At 63.4% G+C, this 13,660-nt stretch carries 15 protein-coding genes and 1 tRNA gene; 12 read left to right on the top strand and 4 right to left on the bottom strand.

The annotated features are described in order from the left end of the window. Window positions 1-410: 410 nt before the first annotated feature. Both TQ38_RS12195 and TQ38_RS12190 read right to left on the bottom strand, forming a co-directional pair. Entirely contained in the window at window positions 411-1,238 is an 828-nt protein-coding gene (locus TQ38_RS12195) for a hypothetical protein (protein WP_043977542.1), read from the bottom strand. Window positions 1,239-1,301: 63 nt separating this feature from the next. Beyond that, window positions 1,302-2,132 (bottom strand): RNA methyltransferase, encoded by an 831-nt coding sequence (locus TQ38_RS12190; RefSeq protein WP_043977543.1) that lies wholly within the window; start codon window positions 2,130-2,132, stop codon window positions 1,302-1,304. A gap of 184 nt (window positions 2,133-2,316) precedes the next feature. Between TQ38_RS12190 and TQ38_RS12185 the strand changes: the two genes are divergently transcribed. From TQ38_RS12185 to pssA, 3 genes are all read left to right on the top strand, one after another. After that, window positions 2,317-2,402, top strand: a tRNA-Tyr gene (locus TQ38_RS12185). Window positions 2,403-2,571: 169 nt separating this feature from the next. Further along, window positions 2,572-3,321, top strand: a complete 750-nt coding sequence (locus tag TQ38_RS12180; protein ID WP_043977544.1) for a phosphatidylserine decarboxylase — start codon at window positions 2,572-2,574, stop codon at window positions 3,319-3,321. Then, window positions 3,318-4,169, top strand: coding sequence for a CDP-diacylglycerol--serine O-phosphatidyltransferase (gene pssA / locus TQ38_RS12175; protein WP_043977545.1), 852 nt, complete (start codon window positions 3,318-3,320; stop codon window positions 4,167-4,169). Before TQ38_RS12180 ends, pssA begins: the two co-directional genes overlap by 4 nt. Here the strand turns inward: pssA and TQ38_RS29955 are convergent. Both TQ38_RS29955 and TQ38_RS12170 read right to left on the bottom strand, forming a co-directional pair. After that, entirely contained in the window at window positions 4,096-4,356 is a 261-nt protein-coding gene (locus tag TQ38_RS29955) for a hypothetical protein (protein ID WP_162792241.1), read from the bottom strand. The genes pssA and TQ38_RS29955 overlap by 74 nt on opposite strands. 258 nt (window positions 4,357-4,614) lie before the next feature. Further along, window positions 4,615-4,893 (bottom strand): hypothetical protein, encoded by a 279-nt coding sequence (locus tag TQ38_RS12170; protein WP_043977546.1) that lies wholly within the window; start codon window positions 4,891-4,893, stop codon window positions 4,615-4,617. 390 nt (window positions 4,894-5,283) lie between these two features. Between TQ38_RS12170 and rpsB the strand changes: the two genes are divergently transcribed. The 9 genes from rpsB (at window position 5,284) to rseP (ending at window position 13,587) form a co-directional block, all read left to right on the top strand. Further along, window positions 5,284-6,048, top strand: coding sequence for a 30S ribosomal protein S2 (rpsB, locus tag TQ38_RS12165; RefSeq protein WP_043977548.1), 765 nt, complete (start codon window positions 5,284-5,286; stop codon window positions 6,046-6,048). 150 nt (window positions 6,049-6,198) lie between these two features. Further along, window positions 6,199-7,122 (top strand): translation elongation factor Ts, encoded by a 924-nt coding sequence (gene tsf / locus TQ38_RS12160; RefSeq protein WP_043977550.1) that lies wholly within the window; start codon window positions 6,199-6,201, stop codon window positions 7,120-7,122. A 221-nt stretch (window positions 7,123-7,343) separates the two neighbouring features. Then, entirely contained in the window at window positions 7,344-7,883 is a 540-nt protein-coding gene (locus TQ38_RS12155) for a carboxymuconolactone decarboxylase family protein (protein ID WP_043977552.1), read from the top strand. Between the two features lie 387 nt (window positions 7,884-8,270). Beyond that, the gene (gene pyrH / locus TQ38_RS12150) at window positions 8,271-8,993 is read left to right on the top strand and encodes a UMP kinase (protein WP_043977554.1); all 723 of its coding nucleotides are present in this window, start codon (window positions 8,271-8,273) and stop codon (window positions 8,991-8,993) included. A 3-nt stretch (window positions 8,994-8,996) separates the two neighbouring features. Then, complete coding sequence (gene frr / locus TQ38_RS12145) at window positions 8,997-9,554, top strand: ribosome recycling factor (protein WP_043977556.1); 558 nt, start codon at window positions 8,997-8,999, stop codon at window positions 9,552-9,554. A 31-nt stretch (window positions 9,555-9,585) separates the two neighbouring features. Beyond that, window positions 9,586-10,275 (top strand): polyprenyl diphosphate synthase, encoded by a 690-nt coding sequence (uppS, locus tag TQ38_RS12140; protein WP_043977558.1) that lies wholly within the window; start codon window positions 9,586-9,588, stop codon window positions 10,273-10,275. Further along, entirely contained in the window at window positions 10,262-11,035 is a 774-nt protein-coding gene (locus tag TQ38_RS12135; RefSeq protein WP_043977561.1) for a phosphatidate cytidylyltransferase, read from the top strand. The genes uppS and TQ38_RS12135 overlap by 14 nt, the downstream gene beginning before the upstream one ends. Before the next feature lie 5 nt (window positions 11,036-11,040). Further along, on the top strand, window positions 11,041-12,192 hold the full coding sequence (dxr, locus tag TQ38_RS12130) for a 1-deoxy-D-xylulose-5-phosphate reductoisomerase (protein ID WP_043977564.1): 1,152 nt from the start codon (window positions 11,041-11,043) through the stop codon (window positions 12,190-12,192). Between the two features lie 15 nt (window positions 12,193-12,207). Further along, window positions 12,208-13,587 (top strand): RIP metalloprotease RseP, encoded by a 1,380-nt coding sequence (gene rseP / locus TQ38_RS12125; protein ID WP_043977566.1) that lies wholly within the window; start codon window positions 12,208-12,210, stop codon window positions 13,585-13,587. The last annotated feature ends 73 nt before the right edge of the window (window positions 13,588-13,660 follow it).

Below are 13,660 nucleotides of genomic sequence, written 5' to 3'. Positions count from 1 at the left end.
GTTTTTCATTTGCGGAAGAGCGGTATACCAGACACCGCATCGCTCACTGGCGGCCGTCATTATGGAGCATGCTGCTGGACTCTTGTGTGGTTCGGCCCCGCAATGTGTTGAAGCCATGCCCTCTGGCGCTGACCAAATACTCTATGAGCGTTCGAAGGCGAAAACGGGGTGTTGCCGTGAAGTGGGACGAGCCCGCGCTTCGCAACGACGATCGGGCGCTGGAGATCGTTTCGTGATGATTTGGACAGCGTCGACACGTTCGAGATTCGTCCGTGCGGGGGAGTCAGCCTGCCCGACCTCAAGTTTTGAACTTAGCCAAGGGCAGGGCGGTCGGCCAAACGCATCCAATGCGGTTGTATTGCGTGACGAGGTCGTTCCGGGACAAACCCTGGCACGACCTCGTCCCGGATCTAGCGCGAAAGCTTCACAAGTGCGGTCGGTGCCGCCGCAGTGCGCGGATTGACCTTCCACGACAGCAACTTTCCGCCGGAAGCCGAAGCGGCGCCTTCGTCGGTATTGTTGGCGAGGACTTCGCCGTTGGTGAAAACCGCAAAGCTGCCGTCAGCCAGACTCGTCGGACCGTCACTGCCGGTCGTATCCTGCGCCATCCCGGCCATCATGCCCGCCATCGCGCCGCTACCGCTCTGAGGGCCGAACCCCGGCGCATCGATGCGCACGGTGCCGTCCTGCCGGGCGAAGACCTGGATGAACGGGTTGCTCATCGGGAAGCCCTCAAAGGTGGGGAAGATGAAGTCGTGGTCGAGCTTGCCGGATATGGCGAAGTCGACGTCGAACTTGCCGTCGCCCAGATACTCGACCTTATTCCAGCCTGCCTGGCGGCGCAGCTTGTCGGCGAGTTCCTTGCCCGATTCGGGATTGCTGGGATCAATGCCGCCCAGCAGCATCTTGGCTGCCTGCGCGTCGCTCTTTTTCTTCTCCGCGCGGCTTTCTTCCCAGTCGGTTTTCTGCTGCGCCAGTTCATCGCCGCTGCAGGTGCGTTCTTCGAGGCTTTCCTCGTCGTGGCAAGAAGAGGGCTCGAATGCCTCGTCCTTTTCGCTCTTCATCAGCGGGATCATCAGGATTTCGCCGGTATAGCGAAAGGCGAAGCTGCGATCCTTTTTGAGATCGATCTGCGAGGTGAACTTGCCCGGCGCGAAGATGCAGGCGGCGGCCAGCAGCGCCAGCGCGGCAACAGCCAGCGCCCGGCGGAACGGTAGCCGATGTGAAGTTTCGGTCATGTGTTTCCCCTCGATTGCCCCTTTGGCGTCCGCCCCTTCGCATCGGGACGGACGCTTCGCAGCTCATTCGGTGACGCGAGTCGCCGCTGCATAGAGTGCGATGGCGGCAGCGTTGCTGACGTTGAGGCTTTCCATAGCCTCGCTGATCGGCAACTTAGCGATCGCGTCGCAGTGCTGGGTGATATTGTGGCGCATGCCGTCGCCTTCGGCGCCGAGCACCAGCGCTACGGGGCCGGTAGGCAGGGCCTCGCCCAAAGTCGTTTCCGCTGTACCGTCGAGACCGATTCGCCAGTAACCGGCCTCGGCGATCTCCTCCAGCGCGCGGGCAAGGTTTACCACGCGGACCCAGGGCAGCACTTCCAGCGCGCCCGAGGCGGATTTCGCCAGCGTGCCCGATTCGACCGGAGCGTGACGATCCTGTGTGACGATGGCGCAGGCATTGAATGCTGCCGCCGAGCGCATGATCGCGCCCACGTTGTGCGGGTCGGTCACCTGGTCGAGCACGATCACCGGGCGGGTAGGGTCGCCTTCCAGAACGTCGCCGAGGAAGATGTCGTCCAGCGGATCGCATTCGAGCACCAGGCCCTGATGCGGCGCATCACGCGCCACAAGGCGGGCGAGATCGGCGGCCTGAGCCCATTCGACCGCGAAATCGGCGGGAAGCTCGCCATCGAGCGATTCGACACCCTCGCGCGTTGCCCATAGCTTGCGATGGTTCCGATCGGGGTTTTTGAGCGCCGCCTCGACGGCATGGCGGCCCCACAGGCGCACGGCCCCGGAACTGGCCTTGCCGCTGCCGCGCCCGTTCTTCATCCGGCCGGCCCGGCCCCGCAGGGCCTTTGCCGGGCGGGCGTCGCCTTCGGGTTCACCCCGTCCGCTGCCACGCTTGTTCATTCATAGTCCTTTCGAAAAACCAAATATTGCAAATTTCTTGCCCCCTCTGACAGGGAGGGCATTGACAGGCAAGGCTCGGTTCTACATAGGGCCGGCCTCTCGGCAACGAGGCCCCTTTCGGAGCCTCGACCAACGCCGGATTTTCCCGCTTTTGCGGGGATTTCCAGCAGCCAGCAACTGGTGTGGACAGGTGGCCGAGTGGTTAAAGGCAGCAGACTGTAAATCTGCCCGTGCAAGCGTACGCTGGTTCGAATCCAGCCCTGTCCACCACCATTTTCCGCCCGACCGTTCAGGGTCGGGCCGGCAGTCGCCCCGCTCGAGGGGCACCCCCCGAAAAGCAGCACGATACCCGCATTTATCCGCAGGCGCGGTTCCCGACTGGGAACGGCGCGAGGCCTGCGGCATTGCGGTACTTGTGCGCACTGTCTAGGTGAGAGCGATGCCCGGAGATATTCTAGATAATCAGGGCCGCGGCGAAGCGTCGTGGCAGTGGCCCTCCATTCACCCCGAAGGCCGCAAATTCGGCGCGATAGCCGGCGTCATTGCGCTGATCGGCTGGATACTGCTCGGCCCTTGGGTTGGCTGGCCGCTGGCCGTACTCACGTTGTGCGTGCTCGCCTTTTTCCGCGACCCCGTGCGCGTCACCCCGCAGGACGAGCGTGCGATTATCGCGCCGGCAGACGGCCTCGTTACGCTGATCGGCAAGGTTGCGCCCCCCCGTGAGCTTACCGTCGACGATGGCACCGGTTCCGCGCCGATGGCGTCCGAGCCTGTGACCCGCATCTCAATTTTCATGTCGGTGTTCGACGTCCATATCAATCGCACCCCGATCGCCGGGACGGTGAAGCGGGTGATTTATATCCCCGGCAAGTTCGTGAATGCGGATCTCGACAAGGCGAGCGAAGAGAACGAGCGCCAGCACATTCTGGTCGAGCGTAGCGACGGCCTGCGCATCTGCTTCACGCAGATCGCCGGCCTTGTCGCCCGCCGCATCGTGCCTTTCGTCAAGCCCGGCGATATCATCGCCTGCGGCCAGCGCATTGGCCTGATCCGCTTCGGCAGCCGCGTCGACGTTTACCTCCCCGCCGGCACCGAGCCGAAGGTGCTGATGGGCCAGAAAATCATTGCCGGTGAAACTGTGCTTGCGCAGCTCGCCAGTGCTTCAGTGATCGAGGGCATCGCCCAGTGATCCCGGATCCGAGCGTGGAGGAAGAAGGTTCCGTCGCAGGTCGCGGCCCGCGCCGCCGGCTTGCGCCAGGACTTTCGGTGCGGGCGATCGTGCCCAATGCGATCACCGTTGCTGCTTTGTGCTCGGGTCTTACCGGCATTCGTTTTGCCATCGACGGAAATTTCGAGAAGTCGATCCTGGCGATTATCCTCGCCGGTGTACTCGACGGTATCGACGGGCGCGCGGCGCGGTTGCTCAAGGCGCAGACGCGTTTTGGCGCCGAACTCGACAGCCTTGCCGATTCGATCTCCTTCGGCGTTGCGCCGGCTCTGATCGTCTATCTGTGGACGCTGAAGGCGATGCCCAGCCTGGGCTGGATCGCTGCGCTCGCCTTTGCGATTTGCTGCGTGCTGCGTTTGGCCCGGTTCAATTCCCGGCTCGACATGCTTGAGCAGCCGCATAAGGCTGTCGGCTTCCTGACCGGCGTTCCCGCACCAGTGGGTGCCGGCTTGGCTTTCCTGCCGATGTATCTGTGGATCGCCAGCGGCCATGCCGAATTTGCCAATCCCGTGGCAGTAAGCCTGTGGATGGTGCTTAACGCGTTCCTGATGATCTCAAGCATACCGACCTTGGGCTGGTCGCGCATGCGTCCGCCGGGATCGCTACGGCTTGGCGTTCTTGCACTGGTCGGGCTCACCGTCGCTTCGCTGCTGACGGAGACTTGGTTTACGCTTGCGGCGATCACTATCGTATATCTGCTGCTGATCCCGGTCGGCCTGGTGACATACGCCAAGGTCAGGCGGCAATCTCCAGTGTCGGCCAGTCCAGTCCAGGACGATCTTCCGTACGGCGCGACGGACGCTTCCTGAGCGAAGCGAGCGCGGGCACTGTCACCCGCTCGACCATCTTCCATTCGATCGTCATTGTACCGCGGCATGCTTCCAGTTCCGCCCGCAGCGCCATGGCGGCCGGTACGAAGCGATGCAGGGTCGCCAGCAGCGCATATAACGATGCAAGCGCGGCGAGGGCAAAGAGGCAGGTGGCAAATGCAGTCATGGCCATTCCTTTAGAACCGTCGCCCGGCGCCCGATCAGGGCTGTGGACAGCTTGTGGAAAACGCGAATCTGTTCTATCAATGTTCTGTGGGCAGTTAGTTCCCTTTTTGTTCCGTTCCTGTCAAGCCAAAATCGTACAAAGCGGTTTCGCATGAAATGCGGGGACGGGCATTTCCCGCAGAGCGCGCGAAGCGAGCGGGATAAATGTCTTCGTCATCCATGCCGTCCCGGACAATGGCGGAATGGCAACAGGTACGGTTCAAGCCGCGTGAGCGCGGTGCGGGAACTGGTGGAGACGGTGCGTGACCGGTTTCGGGTGCAGGTGACGGCGCAGGCGCGCGCTACGCACTGCGGTTTCCTCGATGATCGAGCTGCGGGTATTCAGCGTCGCGACTTGAACGAGCGGCACTTGCGAGGCTTCGGCAAGCTGAGCGCGCAACGCTCGGATCGCGGGAAGCGCGGCGGCAACGCTTTTCCAGATCGTAAGGAACGCCGCGATGGTCGCGATCGTGAACAGGGCGGGTGTAGCGATACTCATAGCGGGCTACCTTCTTGCTTTAGTCGTCACCCCTGACTGGACATTTGATTTTGCAGCGAAAATTCGTCTGCCCCGATGTTTAGATATGTTAACCAACTTATCACCAAGAATGCCTTGGAAAAACACTTGAAAGCGGTTGGTTCCTCGCCAAGCCCTTGATTTGCGCGAGAATCACCCTTTTTGACGGCAGGACGACAATGCTTTGCGGTGAATTGGGGGTGGATTTAGGCGAGGAGTGGGGGTAAGGGCGGCCCCGCTTGTGGGATTCTTGCCGGATCATCCGGTCCGACTCGCACAGGCAATCCACATGGAAGGCGTTCATACCGGTGCCGCAGCGGATTTCCGCACGGTTCCAGTCTTCCAGAGGTTCAACCGGAAAAGGAATATCTTATGGCGGCTCCCGTCGTTACCATGTCGCAGCTCATCGAAGCTGGCGCGCACTTCGGTCACCAGACCCACCGCTGGAACCCGCGCATGAAGCCGTACATCTTCGGCGCGCGCAACGGCATCCACATCATCGACCTGTCGCAGACCGTGCCGCTGTTCGCGCGCGCCCTCGACTTCGTGCAGTCGACCGTTCAGGCCGGCGGCAAGGTTCTCTTCGTCGGCACCAAGCGCCAGGCGCAGGAGCCGATCGCACAGGCCGCTCGCGCCTGCGGTCAGCACTTCGTCAACCACCGCTGGCTGGGCGGCATGCTCACCAACTGGAAGACCATCTCGGGTTCGATCAAGCGCTTCAAGGCTCTTGAAGAGCAGCTTGCTGGCGACACCGCCGGTCTGACCAAGAAGGAAGTCCTCCAGCTGACGCGCGAGCGCGACAAGCTTGAAGCATCGCTCGGTGGTATCCGCGACATGGGCGGTATCCCGGACGTGATGTTCGTGATCGACGCCAACAAGGAAGAGCTGGCCATCAAGGAAGCCAACGTTCTTGGCATCCCGGTCATTGCCGTGCTCGACACCAACGTAAACCCGCAGGGCATCTCGTTCCCGATCCCGGGCAACGACGACGCCAGCCGCGCCGTTCGCCTGTACTGCGAAGCGATCGCCAAGGCAGCGACCAAGGGCGGCCGTGAAGCCGTGATCGACAGCGGCATCGACATCGGCGCCCTGGACGCTCCGGTCGAGGAAGCCGTCGCCGAGACCACCGCAGCCTGATAGGCCCCGGCCGACGACACTTTCGTCATGGAATTGTCGCGCGCCGGGTCCAATGGGCCTGGCGCGTTTCCATGTTCCGGGCTGCGGTTGCAGCTCTGGTAATTCAGAGGCCCGCTACGGGCCTCCATCCCAGCAAAGAGGATTTGAGCGATGGCTTATACCGCCGCTGACGTGAAGAACCTGCGCGAGCGCACTGGCGCCGGCATGATGGACTGCAAGAAGGCTCTCGACGAGACCAATGGCGACCTCGAAGCCGCCGTCGACGCGCTGCGCGCTCGCGGTCTGGCCGCTGCCGCCAAGAAGTCCAGCCGCACCGCCGCTGAAGGCCTGGTCGGCGTTGCCGTCACCGGCACCAAGGGCGTTGCCGTCGAGGTGAACTCCGAGACCGACTTCGTCGCCAAGAACGACCAGTTCCAGGACTTCGTGCGCAAGACCACCGAAGTCGCGCTGGGCGTGGCCGGTAATGATGTCGAAGCTCTCAAGGCCGCTGCCTATCCCGATGGCGGCACCGTGTCGGACAAGCTGACGAACAATGTTGCCACGATCGGCGAGAACCAGCAGGTTCGCCGCCTGAAGACCGTCGAAGTGTCGCAGGGCCTTGTGGTTCCCTACATGCACAACGCGGCTGCGCCGAACCTCGGCAAGATCGGCGTTCTCGTCGCTCTCGAGTCGGAAGCTGCGACCGACGTGCTTGAAGCCCTGGGCAAGCAGATCGCGATGCACATCGCCGCTGCCTTCCCGCTGGCGCTCAATGCTGACGATCTCGACGCCGAGCTGATCGAGCGCGAGCGCAAGATCGCCGCCGAAAAGGCTGCCGAATCGGGCAAGCCCGAAGCGGTTCAGGCCAAGATGGTCGACGGTGCGATCGCCAAGTACGCCAAGGAAAACGCTCTGCTTTCGCAGGTCTTCGTTCTCGACAACAAGACCCCGATCCAGCAGGTTGTCGACCAGGCCGGCAAGGACGCAGGCACGAAGATCGTCCTCAAGGACTATGTGCGCTTCCAGCTGGGCGAAGGCATCGAAAAGGAAGTCACCGACTTCGCAGCCGAAGTGGCTGCTGCCGTCGCAGGCTGATTTTTCTGCCTTCCTTCGGGAACGGACATGCGGGCCGGGAGCGAAAGCTTCCCGGCCCGTTTCGTTTCGGGCGCTGAAATCACGCGGGTTGCCTCAGTTAAAAACAAACATGATTGACTTCAATATAAGGCGGCGTAGCTTGCAACCCGGCCGGTGCGCCAAATGACGCCGGCGTGAAACAGGCCGGGCTCGCCGTCCGGCCGCAATCGGAAGAGGCACCCATGCGCGTCGAACTCGATCCCCAACCCCAGAACGCAATCCCCGATCTGTCGGTGCAATATTCGCCCGAGATTATCCGGGCCAGCGGCGCCTTCGCGATGGCGCCCTACCGATACTCGAAGCTGCCTCTGCGCCTGTTCGAGGCCTGCCGCATCGCCACCGCCGTCATCAACGGCTGCACCGTATGCATGAACTGGCGCGCCCAGCGCGATTTGCGGCTGCTTGGCGTGGAAGGCGGTGTCATCGATCAGGCGGATGCGCCGGATGAAGCCATGTACCAGGCCGTGCTGGACGGTGACCTGAGCGGATTGAGCGAACGCGAGCGCCTTGCCGTGCAGTTCTCGCAGGCCATGGGTGAAAACCCGCGCGCTCTTGGCGACGACGAGGCATTCTGGAGCAAGCTCAAGAATGTCATGTCCGATGCCGAGATCGTCGACCTGACGCACTGTACGGCTGCGTGGATGGCCATGGGGCGTGTCGCGCATGTGCTCGGCGTGGATGCTGCCTGCTCGATCGGTGGGCCGTTGGCCGAGGCGGCTTGAGGGCAGGGGGGTAAGGGAAGAAGCAGGGGAGCATAGCCCCCCTGCACCCCCATTAATGCCGTAGTTGTGCATGAAGCTATCGGGGGCGCTCATTGAAGGTGCGCGGGCGGGTTGCGCTTGCGGCGCAGGCCCCTTTCATCCGTATGCCTGGGGTTGAGGTAATATAGAAGCCTGCGGCGCCAAGCCTTTCTTGACGTGATTGCCCGGCCGATCTGCACCCGCAGCGTAGACGCAAACGGGGTCTGGGGTCTTTCTTCCTCCCCCAAATACCCGCTCCCACTGCCACGCGGTGAGGGGCAAGGGCCATTAGACGCGCTCTTCCCCTTGGCAACAGCGCCGCGCGCTCCTAAAGCCCGTGCCACCCTTCCCCCCAGGAGACCCAGCGGCATGTCATCCTCCCCCTACAAACGTGTCCTGCTCAAACTCTCGGGCGAGGTGCTTATGGGGAGCCAGCAGTTCGGCATCGATCCCGATTTCGTTGCAGAACTGGCCAAGGAAGTGAAGGCGGCCAAGGAAACCGGCCTGGAGATCTGCCTCGTTATCGGCGGCGGCAATATCTTCCGCGGCATGGCGGGCGCCGCGCGCGGCATGGACCGTGCGCAGGCTGATTACATGGGCATGCTGGCCACCGTGATGAACGCGCTGGCGATGCAGAACGCGCTGGAGCAGATCGGCGTGGAAACGCGCGTGCAGTCCGCCGTGCAGATGGACCAGGTCTGCGAGCCGGTAATCCGCCGCCGTGCCGAGCGTCATCTTGAAAAGGGCCGCGTGGTGATATTCGCCGCCGGTGTGGGCGCGCCTTATTTCACCACCGATTCCGGTGCGGCGCTGCGTGCTGCCGAAATGAAGTGCTGCGCCCTGCTCAAGGGCACCAGCGTTGACGGCATTTACGACAGCGACCCCAAGACCAATCCCGACGCCAAGCGTTACGACAGCGTCGACTACGATACCGTCCTTGCCGACAACCTGAAGGTGATGGACGCCTCCGCCGTGGCGCTGTGCCGCGACAATTCGATTCCGATCGTCGTGTTCTCGATCCGGGAGGAAGGCAACCTTGCCACTGTCCTCGCCGGGGGCGGAACCAAGACGCTCGTCCAGAAGGGAGCCTGAATTATGGCCAAGTACGACAAGGCCGATCTCGAACGCCGCATGAAGGGCGCGATCGATTCGCTCAAGCACGACCTCTCGGGCCTTCGCACCGGCCGCGCCAATACCGCGCTGCTGGAGCCGATCACGGTTACCGTCTACGGCAGTTCGATGCCGATCACTTCGGTGGCGACGATCTCCGCGCCCGAGCCGCGCATGCTTTCGGTGCAGGTGTGGGACAAGTCGAACATCGGACCCGTCGAGAAGGCGATCCGTTCTGCCGGTCTGGGCCTCAACCCGATCAATGACGGCAACACCCTGCGCCTGCCGATCCCTGACCTGACCGAGGAACGCCGCAAGGAACTTGCCAAGCTGGCTGGCTCCTATGCCGAGAAGGCCCGGATCGCGATCCGCAACGTGCGCCGCGACGGTATCGAGAACCTGAAGGCCGACGAGAAGAAGAAGGAAATCTCGGAAGACGACCGCAAGCGCGGCGAAACCGAAGTCCAGAAGCTGACCGACGATATGATCAAGTCGCTCGACGAAGTGTTTGCGGGCAAGGAAAAGGAAATCCTCGGCAAGTGAGGTTTGATTGCCTCGGGGTGAGGGAGGCCTGATGGCCAAGGAGGAACCCGTACAGGCCCGTCATGTCGCCATCATCATGGACGGCAACGGGCGCTGGGCGAAGAAGCGTCACCTTCCGCGCGCGCTGGGCCACCAGCGCGGCGTGGAGGCGGTGCGCCGCGTCGTGCGCGGCGCGCGCGAGATGGGGCTTGAAGCGCTGACCCTTTATGCCTTCTCGACCGAGAACTGGCGGCGGCCCGAGGAAGAGGTTTCCGACCTCATGAGCCTGATGAAGCGCTTCATCCTTTCCGACCTCGACGAATTTGCGAAAGCCGGTGTTCGGCTGAAAATTATCGGCGATTACAAAGCCTTCAAGACCGATGTTGTCGAGCTGGTTGAAGGCGCGATGGAGCGCACGGCCGGCAATACCGGCACCACGCTGGTCGTTGCGCTCAACTATGGCTCTCAGGACGAGATCGCCCGCGCCGCCGCCAAGGCGGCCGCAAGGGGCCCTGTCACGCCCGAAAGCATCGCTGCGCATCTCGATACCGCCGACCTGCCGCCGCTCGACCTGCTGATCCGCACTTCGGGCGAAGTACGGCTGTCGAATTTCCTGCTGTGGCAGGCGGCCTATGCCGAGATGCTGTTCACCGACGTGCTCTGGCCGGACTTCACCGCCGAGCACTTGCGCGACGCACTCGAAGCGTTCTCCACCCGTGATCGGCGCTATGGTGGGCGCTGAACCTCCCAAAAGCAGCTCCGACCTCGGGGTCAGGACGGTATCGGGGATCGTCATGGTTGCGGTCGCCGGCACAGCGCTCTGGCTGGGCGGGGCGGTATGGATCGCCTTCGTTTGCGCGATTTCCGTGGGCGTACTCTATGAGTGGATCCGGATGGCGCGCCGCGCAGTTCCGGGGCCGGGCGGGCGTGCCGCCTGGAACTTCGCAGGCATGCTCTACGTCGGTATCGGCGCCGCCATGCTGCTGTTCCTGCACAACGATGCCTTTACCCTGGCGCCGGTCATGACACTGCTCGCGGCCGTCATAGCCGTGGACGTGGGCGCTTATTTCACCGGACGCACTTTGCGCGGACCCAAGATTGCGCCGTCGATCAGTCCGTCCAAGACATGGTCGGGCCTTCTGGGCGGCGCCATCGGCGCCACGTTGGCGCTTTTCACGGCAGCACGTCTTTGGCAGGAAGGCGCGATCTGGCTCACGCCGCGCGGCGCCGCTGCCGATGCGGTTTCGTGTTTCGGGACGCAGCCATGCTGGTATGCGACCGCTGGCGCCGTACCGCTTTTCGCGACCTGCCTGATGACCGGCATCCTCGTCGCCGTCTGCGCGCAGGCCGGCGATTTCTTCGAAAGCTGGATGAAGCGCCGCGCCGGCCTCAAGGATTCGGGCAACCTGATTCCGGGTCACGGCGGCTTCTTCGACCGTGCTGACGGCTTGCTGGCGGTGCTGTTCGTGCTAGGGCTGATGATCCTGTTCCAGCCGCGATGAGGTCCATGCGTACTCTTACCGTTCTAGGCGCCACTGGCTCGATCGGCGCCTCGACACTTGATCTCGTCCGCCGCAATCGCAGCGATTGGCGAGTGGTCGCGCTGACGGCGCATTCCAGCGCCGCCGAACTGGCACGTCTGGCGCGTGAATTCGGCGCCGAAATCGCGGTAGTCGCCGATGAAGCGCACCTGCCGGCCCTGCAGGAAGCGCTCGCTGGTTCAGGCATCGAGGCTGCAGGCGGCCCGGCCGCATTGATCGAGGCCGCTGCGCGCGGCGCCGAGGTGACTGTTGCCGCCATCGTCGGCTGCGCGGGCCTCGCGCCGACGATGGCGGCGATCGAGCAGGGCGGGGTGATCGCGCTCGCCAACAAGGAAGCGCTGGTTTCCGCGGGCGAAGTGATGATGGCCGCCGTCGCACACCATGGCGCCACGCTGCTGCCGGTCGATTCGGAACACAACGCGATCTTCCAGTGCCTGTCAGGAGGCGATGCCGCCGACGTGCGCTGGATCACCCTGACCGCCAGCGGCGGGCCGTTCCGCGACTGGTCGTGGGAGCGCCTCATGGCGGCCACCCCGGCCGAGGCGGTACGCCATCCCAACTGGGACATGGGCGCCAAGATCAGTGTCGATTCGGCGACGATGTTCAACAAGGGCCTCGAACTGATCGAGGCGCACCACCTGTTCCCGGTCGGGCTGGATAAGCTGCGTATCATCGTCCATCCGCAGTCGGTGGTCCATTCGATGGTGGAATACCGCGATGGCTCGACGCTGGCGCAGCTCGGCCCGTCCGACATGCGCGTGCCGATCGCCTCGGCGCTGGCCTGGCCGCGCCGGATGGATACGCCCTGCGCCCCGCTCGACCTTGCGGAAATCGGCGAGCTGACCTTCCGCAAGCCCGACGAGGAGCGCTTCCCCGCGACTCGTCTGGCGCGCGAAGCAGCGATGGCGGGCGGCGCGGTCCCGGCGGTGCTCAATGCTGCCAACGAAATCGCGGTCGCTGCATTTCTGGCCGGTCACATTTCGTTCACCCGTATTGCGGCACAAGTGGAGGACGTACTTGCGTCCTATGCACCGCCTGCGCCCGGTTGCCTCTCCGATGTCCTCGACGTAGACACGGAGGCAAGGGCGAGGGCGCGCATGCTCGTGACCAGCCCATGATGAAAGATTGATCGCGTGACCGGATCACCAGGACTTCTGACGACGATCTTCGCCTTCCTCCTGGTGCTGGGCCCGCTGGTCCTTATCCATGAGCTGGGACACTATCTGGTGGGCCGCCTGTTCGGCGTGAAGGCGGATGCCTTCTCGATCGGATTCGGCAAGGAACTGGCTGGCTGGACCGACAAGCGCGGCACCCGCTGGAAGCTCTCGGCGCTGCCGCTGGGCGGCTATGTCCAGTTCGCGGGTGACATGAACCCGTCAAGCGCGCCGAGCGCCCGCAACGACGGCCTGACCGCGCAGGAACGCGCACAGACTTTCCATGCCAAGCCGCTGTGGCAGCGCGCGCTGATCGTGCTGGCCGGGCCGATGACCAACCTGTTGCTCTGCGTGGCGATTTTTGCTGCTTTCTACGGAGTGTACGGCCGCGTCGTCGCCGATGCCGAAGTCAGCGGCTTTTCGCAGAATTCTCCCGCCCAGAAGGCCGGTCTGCGCCTGGGCGACCGTATCGTCGCCATCGATAGCGAAAAGATCGACAGCGCCACTGAGATCAGCGACCACACCGCCTACTTCCCAGGCAAGACGATCTCCGTCGCGGTGGCACGGGAAGGGCGCACCCTTGTCGTGCCGGTCACGCTGGCCTCACTGGAACTGAGCGACAAGTTCGGTAACAAGGCGCGGGTCGGCAATCTCGGCGTGGAACTGATGCCGGCGCTGGTCGGCGGTTTCTATGGCGATTCGCCTGCGGAAAAGGCCGGTATCCAGCTGGGTGACCGCATTGTGGCCGTAAACGGCGTTGCCGTGGCCGGCTTTGGCGATATCCCGCGTCTGATCCGCCCCAATGCTGGGCAGACCGTACAGGTTACCGTGCGCAGAGGCGGTCAGGCCCTGACCATCCCGGTCGCGATCACGGCTGGCACCATCACCGACGAGCAGGGCAAGGTCGAGAAAGTCGGCCAGATCGGCGTGCGCGCCGGCCGGCTTGAACAGGTCGGGCCGCTTCGTGCGGTTGGGCTTGGCGTCGACCAGAGCTTCAAGGTCATGGGCACGATGGTGACGGGCATCGTCCAAATCTTCACCGGCGATCGGTCGGTGCGGGAGCTGGGCGGGCCGGTCAAGATCGCCCAGTATTCGGGGCAACAGTTCAGCCTTGGCTGGGAAGCCTTCGTGAGCTTCGCGGCGCTGATTTCGATTAACTTGGCATTCATCAACCTCCTGCCAATTCCTGGCCTCGACGGCGGGCACCTGGCTTTCTACGCGGCTGAACTGGTCCGTCGCAGGCCGCTGGGGGCGCGCAGTCAGGAATGGGCGATCCGTACGGGCGTGGCATTGGTGCTCGCGCTCATGGTCTTCGTCACGGTCAACGATCTGGCTCAGCTCCCGATTTTCGGGGGATAGCCTGGAGGTTTTCACTAGCGATCACATTGTTGCCGGGTTTTGTCTGCTTGATCGGATGCGCTCCATCGGGCAG

The organism is Novosphingobium sp. P6W (assembly GCF_000876675.2).
In the GTDB taxonomy this organism is placed as follows: domain Bacteria; phylum Pseudomonadota; class Alphaproteobacteria; order Sphingomonadales; family Sphingomonadaceae; genus Novosphingobium.
Note: the sequence above shows the minus strand (reverse complement) of the source record. Positions and strands in the feature narration are given on the sequence as shown.

Bases quoted from the DNA above. Each gene is read 5' to 3' on its own strand.
- TQ38_RS12195 (WP_043977542.1), bottom strand. From the start codon at position 1,238: ATGACCGAAACTTCACATCGGCTACCGTTCCGCCGGGCGCTGGCTGTT.
- TQ38_RS12190 (WP_043977543.1), bottom strand. From the start codon at position 2,132: ATGAACAAGCGTGGCAGCGGACGGGGTGAACCCGAAGGCGACGCCCGC.
- TQ38_RS12180 (WP_043977544.1), top strand. From the start codon at position 2,572: ATGCCCGGAGATATTCTAGATAATCAGGGCCGCGGCGAAGCGTCGTGG.
- TQ38_RS29955 (WP_162792241.1), bottom strand. From the start codon at position 4,356: ATGACTGCATTTGCCACCTGCCTCTTTGCCCTCGCCGCGCTTGCATCG.
- TQ38_RS12170 (WP_043977546.1), bottom strand. From the start codon at position 4,893: ATGAGTATCGCTACACCCGCCCTGTTCACGATCGCGACCATCGCGGCG.
- rpsB (WP_043977548.1), top strand. From the start codon at position 5,284: ATGGCGGCTCCCGTCGTTACCATGTCGCAGCTCATCGAAGCTGGCGCG.
- tsf (WP_043977550.1), top strand. From the start codon at position 6,199: ATGGCTTATACCGCCGCTGACGTGAAGAACCTGCGCGAGCGCACTGGC.
- TQ38_RS12155 (WP_043977552.1), top strand. From the start codon at position 7,344: ATGCGCGTCGAACTCGATCCCCAACCCCAGAACGCAATCCCCGATCTG.
- pyrH (WP_043977554.1), top strand. From the start codon at position 8,271: ATGTCATCCTCCCCCTACAAACGTGTCCTGCTCAAACTCTCGGGCGAG.
- frr (WP_043977556.1), top strand. From the start codon at position 8,997: ATGGCCAAGTACGACAAGGCCGATCTCGAACGCCGCATGAAGGGCGCG.
- uppS (WP_043977558.1), top strand. From the start codon at position 9,586: ATGGCCAAGGAGGAACCCGTACAGGCCCGTCATGTCGCCATCATCATG.
- TQ38_RS12135 (WP_043977561.1), top strand. From the start codon at position 10,262: ATGGTGGGCGCTGAACCTCCCAAAAGCAGCTCCGACCTCGGGGTCAGG.
- dxr (WP_043977564.1), top strand. From the start codon at position 11,041: ATGCGTACTCTTACCGTTCTAGGCGCCACTGGCTCGATCGGCGCCTCG.